Origin of the sequence: Oleiharenicola sp. Vm1 (assembly GCF_047777955.1) — a bacterium.
Taxonomy (GTDB): domain Bacteria; phylum Verrucomicrobiota; class Verrucomicrobiia; order Opitutales; family Opitutaceae; genus Didemnitutus.
This window is the reverse complement of record NZ_CP180537.1, coordinates 3,224,753-3,235,186: the sequence shown is the minus strand read 5'-3', so window position 1 is coordinate 3,235,186 and position 10,434 is coordinate 3,224,753. Positions and strand designations below refer to the sequence as shown.

The following is a 10,434-nucleotide window of genomic DNA, read 5'->3' as shown; positions in this document are numbered from 1 at the left end:
GGCCGGCCGCCTTCCCCCGCCAACTTCACCTGATTCCTTCCCGCCGCGCCCCTCCGCCGATGCTCGCCGCCGCGAAACGCCTCCTTTCTCCGCTCTGGCCGTTCGCTGCCTGCGCGCTGCTCGTGCTGGTCGCGCCGCTCCCCGCCGCCGAGCGCTGGGTCGGCACCTGGGCCACCGCGCCGCTGCCCGAGGCGCCCGGCGCCGACACGCCCGCCCTCGCCGGCGCGACGTTCCGCCAGGTCATCCACGTTTCTCTCGGCGGCTCCAAGGTCCGCCTGCGTCTCTCCAACGCCTTCGGCGCCTCCGCGCTCACCCTGCACGGCGTCCACCTCGCGCTCGCCGCGCCCGACGGCGCGCTCCAGCCCGGCACCGACCGCACCCTGACGTTCTCCGGCCGCCCGACGGTCACCATCCCCGCCGGCGCGTCCTTCGTCTCGGACCCGCTGGATTTCCCGCTCGCGCCGCAGGCCGACGTCGCGATCTCGATCCACTTCGCGCAACTCCCGGAGAAACTCACCGCCCATCCCGGCGCGCGCACGCGCTCCTACCTGCAGCCCGGCGACGCGCTCGCCGCCGCGGCGCTACCGGAGGCGAAGACGTCCACGCGCTGGTATTTCCTCAGCGGCCTCGATGTCCTCACCGACGCCCCACGCGCCGCCGCGCTCGTGCTGCTCGGCGACTCGATCACCGACGGCTACGGCACCACCACCGACCGGAACAATCGCTGGCCCGACGAGTTCGTCCGCCGCCTCCAGGCGCGGGCGGACGCCCCCGCGCTCGGCGTCCTCAACCTCGGCATCGGCGGCAACCGCCTGCTGCGCGACGGCCTGGGGCCGAACGCCCTCGCGCGCTTCGACCGCGACGTGCTCGCCCAGAGCGGCGCGCGCTGGCTCCTCGTCTTCGCCGGCATCAACGACCTCGGCACCCGCCTCGACGCGCGCCAGAAGGGCGGCGACTTCGCCTCGGCCGAGGACATCGTCGCCGCCTTCCAGCAGCTCGTCGCGCGCGCCCACAGCCGCGGTCTCCGCGTGATCGGCGCCACCCTCACGCCCTACGAGGGCGCCGGATTCTACTTCACCCCCGATGGCGAGGCCGACCGCCAGAAGATCAACGACTGGATCCGGCACAGCGGCAGCTTCGACGCCGTCGCCGACTTCGACGCCGCGCTGCGCGACCCGCAAAACCCGTCGCGCCTCGCGCCGGAGTTCGACAGCGGCGACCACCTTCATCCCTCGCTTGCCGGCTACGCGCGCCTCGCCGCCGCGCTCGATCCGAGCCTGTTCACGCCCTGAAAAATTTCGTATGAGTATGTCGTCGCCCGTGACCATCCCGCTTTACCTCGATCCCTCCGCTCCGCTCAGCGCCCGCATCGCCGACCTCACCGGCCGCCTGACCCTCGAGGAGAAGATCAACTTTCTCGGCCACGAGAACGGCCCGGTCGAACGCCTCGGCCTCCCGGCCTACAACTGGTGGAGCGAGGCCTGCCACGGCGTCGGCCGCAACGGCCGCGCCACCGTCTTCCCGCAGGTCATCGCGCAGGCGGCGACGTGGAACCGCGAGCTCATCCAGCGCATCGCCACCGCCGTCTCCGACGAGGCGCGGGCCAAGCATCACGCCGCCGCGCGCGCGGGCTTCCACGGCCAGCAATACCAGGGGCTCACGTTCTGGACGCCCAACATCAACATCTTTCGCGACCCGCGCTGGGGCCGCGGCCAGGAAACGTTCGGCGAGGATCCGTATCTCACCGGCGAGCTCGGCCTCGCCACCGTCCGCGGCCTGCAGGGCGACGACGCGCGCCACATGAAGGTGGCCGCCTGCGCCAAGCACTTCGCCGTTCACTCCGGCCCGGAGCACGAGCGTCACGAGTTCGACGCCCATCCGTCGCCCAAGGACCTCTACGAAACCTACCTGCCGGCCTTCGAGAAACTGGTCCGCGGCGGCGTCGAGGCCGTCATGGGCGCCTACAACCGCGTGCTGGGCGAGCCGGCCTGCGCCAGCAAGTTCCTCCTCGACGAGACGCTGCGGAAGCGCTGGGGCTTCCAGGGCCACGTGGTCAGCGACTGCGGCGCGATCGACGATTTCCACCGCCACCACAAGGTCACGCCGGATTCCGCCGCCTCCGCCGCCCTGGCCGTGCGCAATGGCTGCGATCTCAACTGCGGCTGCACCTACAACGACCTCATCCTCGCCGTCCGCGCCGGCCAGATCACCGAGGCGGAAATCGACACCGCGCTCGGCCGCCTGCTCGCGACGCGCTTCAAGCTCGGCCTGTTCGACCCGGCCGAGTCCGTGCGCTGGACAAAAATCCCCGAGTCGGTGATCGACTCCCCGAACACCGCGCGCTCGCCCGCCGCGCCGCTGCCGAGTCGTTCGTCCTGCTCAAGAACAAGGACAACCTCCTGCCGCTCCCCGCCGCGCCGCGCAGCATGCTCGTGGTCGGCCCGACCGCGGCGAACATCGGCGCCATGCTCGGCAATTACTACGGCGTCAGCTCCCGCATCGTCACCTTCATGGAGGGCCTCGTCGCCCGCGTGCCCGAGGGCTGCCGCGTGATGTATCGCCCCGGGTGCCCGCTGTCCCAGCCCGGCGCGCCGGGCGTGAACTACACCTTCGGCGACTCCGCCATGGCGGAGATCGTCGTCGCCGTGCTCGGCCTCGACCCGACGCTCGAGGGCGAGGAGGGCGACACCGTCGCCTCGCCGGTCGGCGGCGACCGCGTGCGCATCGAGCTGCCGGAGAACCAGCGCGCCTTCCTCAAGGAGCTTCGCGCCAACTCCAAGAAACTCATCCTCGTCCTCACCGGCGGCAGCGCCCTCGCCATCCCGGAGGAGCACGACCTCGCCGACGCCGTGCTCTACGCCTGGTATCCCGGCTGTGAAGGCGGCGCCGCGCTCGCCGACGTGCTCTTCGGCGACCTCGCGCCCTCGGGCCGCCTGCCGGTCACCGTGCCGCGCCGCACCGAGGACCTGCCGGCGTTCAACGACTACGCGATGCGCGGCCGCACCTACAAGTTCGCCGCGGCCGAGCCGCTCTATCCGTTCGGCTTCGGCCTCGGCTACGCCCGGATCGCCTACGAGTCGCTCACGCTCTCGCACCGCGCGCTGAAGGACGGCGCCGCGCTCGAGGTGCGGGCCACCGTGCGCAACACCAGCGGCGTCGCCGCGCAGGAAACCGTGCAGTGCTACCTGATCCCGCCGGCCGGCGCCGACGCGCCGCGCGCGACCCTCGTCGAGTTCGCCAAGCTCCACCTCGCCGCGCACGCGACCGCCGAGGTGCGCTTCACGCTCGGCGCCGACGCGCTGCGGCAGGTCGACGTCCGCGGCGAACGCGTCTGGCGCCCCGGCACCTACCAGATTCTCGTCGGCGCCGCCTCGCCCGGCCCGCGCGCGCAGGCGCTCGGCGCCCCGGCGCCGGTGACGGCCGCGCTGCGGCTGGATTGAGTCCGCCGCCCCGATCGGCGCATCCTCTTCCCATGAAGCCATCCCTCGTTGCCGGCGCGGCCCTGCTCGCGCTGTCCATGGCCGCAGCCCTGCCCGCCGCCGAAGTGCCGCATCTCCGCGCCCAGGGCACGGCGCGGCAGCTGATCGTCGACGGCCAGCCGTTCCTCGTGCGCGGCGGCGAGCTCGGCAATTCCAGCGGCGAGCCGGACTTCCTTCGTCCGTCCTGGCCGAAGCTGAAGGCGATGAACCTCAACACCGTGGTCGCTCCGGTGTCGTGGGACCTGATCGAGCCGCAGGAAGGGAAGTTCGACTTCGCCACCGTCGACGGCCTGCTCGCCGACGCGCGCGCGCACGGCCTGCGCCTCGTGCTGCTGTGGTTCGGCTCGTGGAAGAACAGCATGTCGTGCTACGCCCCCGCCTGGGTGAAGGCCGATCCCGCGCGCTTCCCGCGTTCCCAGGACTCGGCCGGACGCGGCATGGAGGTCCTCTCGCCCTTCCACGCCGTCAACCGCGACACCGACACCCGCGCCTTCGTCGCGCTGCTGCGGCACCTCAAGGCCGCCGATCCGCAGCACACGGTCGTCATGGTGCAGGTCGAAAACGAGATCGGCATGATCCCCGAGGCGCGCGACCACAGTCCGGACGCGGAGAAAGCCTTCGCCGGACCGGTGCCGGCGGCGCTGATGGATTACCTGGCGAAGAACCGGGCCACGCTCGCGCCGGAGCTGCTCGCCACCTGGAACGCCGCCGGCGGCCGCACCGCCGGCACCTGGGCGGAGGTCTTCGGTTCCGGTCCCGCGGGCGAGGAGATCTTCATGGCCTGGCATTTCGCGCTCTACGTGCAGCACGTGGCGGCGGCGGGCAAGGCGGAGCTGCCGCTGCCGATGTTCGCCAACGCCGCGCTCATCCGTCCCGGCTACCAGCCCGGCCAGTATCCGAGCGCGGGCCCGCTCCCGCACCTGATCGACGTCTGGCGCGCCGCGGCCCCGGCGCTCGATTTCCTCGCGCCCGACATCTACTTCCAGAATTTCAGCTCCTGGGCGCAGGCCTACACGCGCAGCGGCAACCCGCTGTTCATCCCCGAGGCGCTGCGCTGCCCCGAGGCGGCGGTGAACGCGCTCTACGCCTTCGGCCAGCTCGACGCGATCGGCTTCAGCCCGTTCGCGATCGAGTCGAGCACCGAACCCGGCGCCGGCTACCTGACGGCGAGCTTCGATCTCGTGCGGCAACTCACGCCGCTGCTGGCGGAGAAACAGGGGCGCGGACAGATGGCGGGTTTCCTCCAGGAAAGCGCGGAGAGCAAGCAGCCCCAGCAGGTGCGGCTCGGGCGCTGGATCCTGCGCGCCTCGTTCGAGCGCGCGGCGCCGCCGCAGCTGGCGGACGGCCTCGCGGTCGTGATCGGCACCGAGAACTCCGCGCTCGCCGCCGGCGGGCGCGCGGGCACGGCCCCCGCGGGCGGGCTCGTGATCGCGCTGGGCGAGGACGAGTTCCTGTTTGCCGGCATCGGGCTCACCGTGACCTTCGCGTCGACCGAGGGCGGGCAGCAGGCGGGCATCCTCAGCTGCGCCGAAGGCCGCTTCGAAAACGGCGAATGGCAGCACCTGCGCTGGCTCAACGGCGACCAGACGCATCAGGGCCGCCATATCCGGCTCGAGCCGGGCCGCTTCGCGCTCCAGCGCGTGAAGCTCTACCGCTATCGCTGATGCTCCCATGCCAACCCGCGTGCGAAACTGGCTCCCGCTTCTCGCCGCGCTCGTGAGCTTCGGCGCCGCCGCGGCGGCGCCGGTCAAGCGAGTCGCGCTGGTCTTCGACGACGGCCCCGTGCCGGCGAATGCCGAGCCGCTGCTCGCGCTCCTCGCGCAGGAGCAGGTCCGCGTGACCTTCTCGCTCGTCGGCGAGCGCGTGGCCGAGAATCCCGCCCTGGCGAAGACGATCGCCGCGGCCGGACACGAGATCGCGAACCACTCGCAGGCGCATGCGCATCCGCGCGACCTGGACGACGCGGCGCTCGACCGCGAGGTGGCCGACGCCCAGAGCCGCCTCACGGCCGCCGCGGGCGTCGCGCCGCGCTGGTATTGGCCGCCGTTCATCGAGGTCGACGACCGTGTGCGCGCCGCCGTGGCCCGCGCCGGCCTCACGCTCTACGACACGAGCCGCCTGGTGGTGTCCAAGGACTACGACCGCTCCGTCGGCGCGGACGAGATCTACCGCCTCGCGACGACCGGCGTCCGGGACGGCTCGGTCATCCTGTTTCACGAGTGGCGCGCGGAGACGCGGCAGCAGCTGCCGGCGATCCTCGCGGAGCTGCGCCGCCAGGGGTGCGCTTTCCTCACCTTCAGCCAGCTCGCGGATGCCCTCGCGGCGGACGCGAAGGCGCCGGCCGGCGCGACGATCCCGGCCGGCGGCTCGGGGATCCAGGCGGCGAAGCTCTCCGACTACCGCTCCACCGCCGGCGACGGCAACTGGAACGCGATCAAGTTCGAGACCGTCAACGCGGCCGGGCCGGGCTTCAGCCAGGCCCTGCACGTCGAGACGCTCCGCGACGTCAGCCCGCCGTGGGCGATCGAGGTGCGTGCGTCGCTGGAAAAGAAGGTCCGCAAGGGCGACGTCGCGCTCGTGCGCTTCTACGCGCGGGCGCTCTCGTCGAGCGACGAGACCGGCGCGGGCCAGGTGCGCGTGGCGGTGCAGCGCGCGGGCGGCGATTACCACCGCAGCCTCGACAGCACGGTGCAGATGCGCGGCGACTGGCAGGAGTTCCTGCTCCCGTTCCGGTTCGAGCACGACTATGCGGCGCTCGAGACGGAGCTGACCTTCGGCTTCGGTTTCAAGCGGCAGGTGGTCGAGATCGGCGGCATCGAGGTGCTCAATTTTGGCGACAAGGTCGGCCTCGCCGCGCTGCCGAAGACGAAGTTCACCTACGCCGGCCGCGAACCGGATGCCCCCTGGCGCCAGGAGGCGCTGGCCCGAATCGAGCAGGTGCGGAAATCGAATTTCGTCATCGAGGTGCGCGATGCCGCCGGGCAGCCCGTGGGCGGCTATGCCGTGCGCGTCGAGCAGGTGCGCAGCGCCTTCCACTTCGGCACGGCGCTGGAGCTGGCGCGGATCGCAGGCGACCGGCCCGAGGACCGGAAATACCGCGAGGTCGCAAAGGAGCTGTTCAACGCCGCCAGCCCCGAGGACGACTTGAAATGGTCCGCCTGGATCGGCGAGGGCAAGGGCACCGCGACGCGCGAGCAGTCGCTCGCGGCGCTGCGCTGGCTGCGCGCGAACGGCTTTCATGTGCGCGGCCACGTGCTCGTCTGGCCCGGCTGGAAGAACCTGCCGGAGTCGATCCGCCAGTTGAAGGGCACGAAGCAGCAGGCGCAGATTCCCGAGCGGGTGCGGCAGCACATCGCCGACATCACCGCGGCAACGCGCGACACCGTGCAGGAGTGGGACGTGCTCAACGAGCCCTACGACAACCACGACCTGATGGCGCTCTTCGGCACGGACATCATGGTGGATTGGTTCAAGGCCGCAGCGGCCGGCGCCGCACCGGGCGCGCCGCTCTACCTGAACGACTACGCGAACCACGACCTCGTGGCCGACAAGCCGCACTGCCTGGATTTCTTCAAGGTCGTCCAGTTCCTCCTCAGCAAGCAGGCCCCGCTCGGCGGCCTCGGCCTGCAGGGGCACATCAGCGCGCAGCCGAATCCGCCGGCCCACGTGCTCGCGACGCTCGATGTCTACGCGGAGCTGAAGCTGCCGATCCGCATCACCGAGTTCGATGTCGACACCGAGGACGAGCAGCTGCAGGCGGACTACACGCGCGACTTCCTCATCCTCGCCTACAGCCACCCGAGCGTCGTGGGCGTGCAGCACTGGGGCTTCTGGGCGCCGACGCACTGGCGACCCAAGGCCGCGATGTTCCGCGCCGACTGGTCGGAGAAGCCCTCGGCCAAGGTCTACCGCGATCTCGTGCTGCGCCAGTGGCGCACACGGCTGCAGGGCCAGGCCGGCGCCAAGGGCAAGGTGGCCGGCCGCGGCTTCCACGGCGATTACGTCGTGACCGTGGAGAAGGACGGCCAGCGCGCCGAACAGACGTTCACCTTGCGCCCCGGGGAGGCGAAAACCAGCGTCGTGCTCACGCTGCCATGAGATTCCGTCGTGCGCTCCTGCTGCTCTCGCTCGCGCTCTGCGCCGGTGGCGTCGCGCGCGCGGCCGCGCCGGCGGCGGTGCTTGCCGCCGGAGAGCCGGGCGGGCTGACGCTCGCGACCGACGGGAAGGTCGCGCCGCTGTTCGTCGCGGCTGACGACTGGCCCGGGGTGCGGCGCGCCGCGGGCGACCTGCGCGCGGACCTTGAGCGCGTGACCGGTCACGCCCCGGCGCTCTCGACGGGCACGCCGGCGGGGACGGAGGTCGTCCTGATCGGCACGGTCGGGAAAAGCGCGCTGATCGACGGCCTCGTCGCGCGCGGCAAGCTCGACGCCAGCGCGATCCGCGGCCGCTGGGAGGCGTTCCAGCTCGAGGTGGTCGAGCAGCCGTTGCCCGGCGTGGCGCGCGCGCTCGTGATCGCCGGCAGCGACAAGCGCGGCACGATTTACGGCCTCTACGAGCTCTCCGCGCGCATCGGCGTGTCGCCGTGGTATTGGTGGGCGGACGTGCCGGTGACGCGCCGCGACACGCTGGCCGTCGCGCCGGGGCGGCACGTCGAACCCGGTCCGACGGTGAAATACCGCGGCATTTTCCTCAACGACGAGGCGCCTGCGCTCACCGGCTGGGCGCAGGAGAAGTTCGGCGGGCTGAACCGCGAGTTCTACGCGCACGTCTTCGAGCTGATCCTCCGCCTGCGCGGCAACTACCTCTGGCCGGCGATGTGGAACAACGCCTTCAACGAGGACGATCCGGAGAATCCCCGCCTCGCGGACGAATTCGGCATCGTCATGGGCACCTCGCACCACGAGCCGATGATCCGCTCGCAGCAGGAGTGGAAGCGGCACGGCCGCGGCGCCTGGAACTACGCGACAAACGGCGAGGGACTGCGGCAATTCTGGGCCGACGGCGTGCGCCGCAATCGCGGGTTCGAGAGCCTGGTCACGATCGGCATGCGCGGCGACGGCGACGAGGCGATGTCGGAGGAGACGAACGTCGCGCTCTTGGAGAAGATCGTCGCCGACCAGCGCGAGATCCTGCGCCGCGAGACCGGCCGCGCCCCCGAGCAGGTGCCGCAGCTCTGGGCGCTCTACAAGGAGGTGCAGGCCTACTACGAGCACGGCATGCGCGTGCCGGACGACGTGACGCTGCTGTGGTGCGACGACAACTGGGGCAATATCCGCCGCCTGCCGACGCCGGAGGAACGCAAGCGCGCCGGCGGCGCGGGCGTCTACTATCACTTCGACTACGTTGGCGAACCGCGGAACTACAAGTGGCTGAACACCGTCCCGCTGACGAAAATCTGGGAGCAGATGCACCTGGCGCGGGAGTATGGCGCCGACCGCATCTGGATCGTGAACGTCGGCGACCTCAAGCCGATGGAGTTCCCCATCGAGTTCTTCCTCTCCTATGCCTGGCGGCCGGACGCGATCGCCTACGGGCAGCTCGAGGACTGGGCGCGCGCGTGGGCGGCGCGGCAGTTCGGCGCGGCGCCTGCGGCCGAGATCGCCGCCCTGATCAACGGCTACACCAAGCTCAACAGCCGGCGGAAACCCGAGCTGCTCGAGCCGGAGACGTTCAGCGTGGTCAATTACCGCGAGGCCGAGCGCGTGCTGGCCGAGTGGCGCGCCCTCGAGGCGCGGGCGCAGCGCGTGGGGGCGGCCCTGCCCGCGGCGGCGCAGGCGGCTTTCCATCAACTGGTGCGCCACCCGATCGAGGCGTGCCGCGTGGTGAACGAGCTCTACGTCACGGTCGGGCTCAACCGCCTCTACGCGACCCAGGGTCGTGCCTCGACCAACGCGCGGGCGGTGAAGGCACGCGAGCTGTTTGCGGCCGACGCGGCGCTGACCGCCCGCTGGGACGCGTTGCTCGATGGCAAATGGCGCCACCAGATGGACCAGACGCACCTCGGCTACACCTCCTGGCAGCAGCCGATCCGGAACGCCATGCCCGCCATCACCGAGGTGCAGGTGCCCGCGGCCGGCAGCCTCGCGCTCGCCGTGGAGGGCGACCGCGCGGCCCGGCCCGGCGACTATCCGATTCCCGCGGTGGCGAAGCTGCCGCCGCTGAGTCCCCGCGGTCCGGCGTCGCGCTGGCTCGAGCTGTTCAATCGCGGCCAGGGCGCGGTGCCGTTCTCGATCGCCGCGAGCGAGTCGTGGGTGCGGCTGAGCGTCGTCTCCGGCGAGCTCGGTCCCGATGTGCGCGTCGAGGTATCGGTCGACTGGGCGGCCGTGCCGGCCGGCTGGCAGGAGGCGAAGCTGACCGTGCGCGGCGAGGCGGGGGCGGCCCCGCTGACGGTGGTGGTGCCGGTGGACAACCGGCCGGTGACCGGGCGCGGCTTCGTCGAACTCGACGGCCACATCGCCATCGAGGCGACGAGCTATCACCGCGCGGTGGATGCCGACGGCGCGACCTGGACGAAGCTCCCCGATTTCGGCCGCACCGCCGGCGGCGTGACGACGTTCCCGGTGACCGCTCCGGCGGCGCCGCCCCGCGCGGACGGCGCGCGGCTCGAATACGACGTGTTTTTCCACTCGGCGGGCGAGTGCCGCGTCGAGCTCGCCGTCGCCCCGACCTTCGATTTTCAGCCCGGCCAGCCCCGGGAGCTCGCGGTGTCGCTCGACGATCAGCCCCCCAGGTCCTCCGGCTCGGAATCAGCGCGACCGACCGCGACTGGGGGCGCGCGGTGTCCGACTCGGTCAAGAAGCTCACGGCGACGCTGCGCGTCGAGCGGCCCGGTCCGCACGTCCTGAAAGTCTGGCGCGTGACGCCCGCGGTGGTGCTGCAGCGTATCGTGCTCGACACGGGCGGCGTGCGTCCGAGCTACCTCGGCCCGCCCGAGAGCGCGCAGACCGCTCCCTGA

6 protein-coding genes and 1 pseudogene are annotated in these 10,434 nt (G+C 71.7%); all 7 read left to right on the top strand.

Annotated features, from left to right (window positions below; translation table 11 throughout):
* The first annotated feature begins 59 nt into the window (after positions 1–59).
* The 7 genes and pseudogenes from ACMYLB_RS15585 (at position 60) to ACMYLB_RS15555 (ending at position 10,434) form a co-directional block, all read left to right on the top strand.
* Positions 60–1,292, top strand: a complete 1,233-nt coding sequence (locus ACMYLB_RS15585; protein WP_415907888.1) for an SGNH/GDSL hydrolase family protein — start codon at positions 60–62, stop codon at positions 1,290–1,292.
* A 10-nt stretch (positions 1,293–1,302) separates the two neighbouring features.
* Positions 1,303–2,187: pseudogene (locus tag ACMYLB_RS15580) on the top strand (glycoside hydrolase family 3 protein); the annotation flags it as partial.
* A 239-nt stretch (positions 2,188–2,426) separates the two neighbouring features.
* Positions 2,427–3,440 (top strand): glycoside hydrolase family 3 C-terminal domain-containing protein, encoded by a 1,014-nt coding sequence (locus ACMYLB_RS15575; RefSeq protein ID WP_415907887.1) that lies wholly within the window; start codon positions 2,427–2,429, stop codon positions 3,438–3,440.
* Between the two features lie 32 nt (positions 3,441–3,472).
* Positions 3,473–5,143, top strand: a complete 1,671-nt coding sequence (locus ACMYLB_RS15570) for a DUF5597 domain-containing protein (protein WP_415907885.1) — start codon at positions 3,473–3,475, stop codon at positions 5,141–5,143.
* A 19-nt stretch (positions 5,144–5,162) separates the two neighbouring features.
* Entirely contained in the window at positions 5,163–7,577 is a 2,415-nt protein-coding gene (locus tag ACMYLB_RS15565) for an endo-1,4-beta-xylanase (RefSeq protein ID WP_415907884.1), read from the top strand.
* The gene (locus ACMYLB_RS15560; RefSeq protein ID WP_415907883.1) at positions 7,574–10,324 is read left to right on the top strand and encodes a glycosyl hydrolase 115 family protein; all 2,751 of its coding nucleotides are present in this window, start codon (positions 7,574–7,576) and stop codon (positions 10,322–10,324) included. Before ACMYLB_RS15565 ends, ACMYLB_RS15560 begins: the two co-directional genes overlap by 4 nt.
* The gene (locus tag ACMYLB_RS15555; protein WP_415907882.1) at positions 10,258–10,434 is read left to right on the top strand and encodes a hypothetical protein; all 177 of its coding nucleotides are present in this window, start codon (positions 10,258–10,260) and stop codon (positions 10,432–10,434) included. Before ACMYLB_RS15560 ends, ACMYLB_RS15555 begins: the two co-directional genes overlap by 67 nt.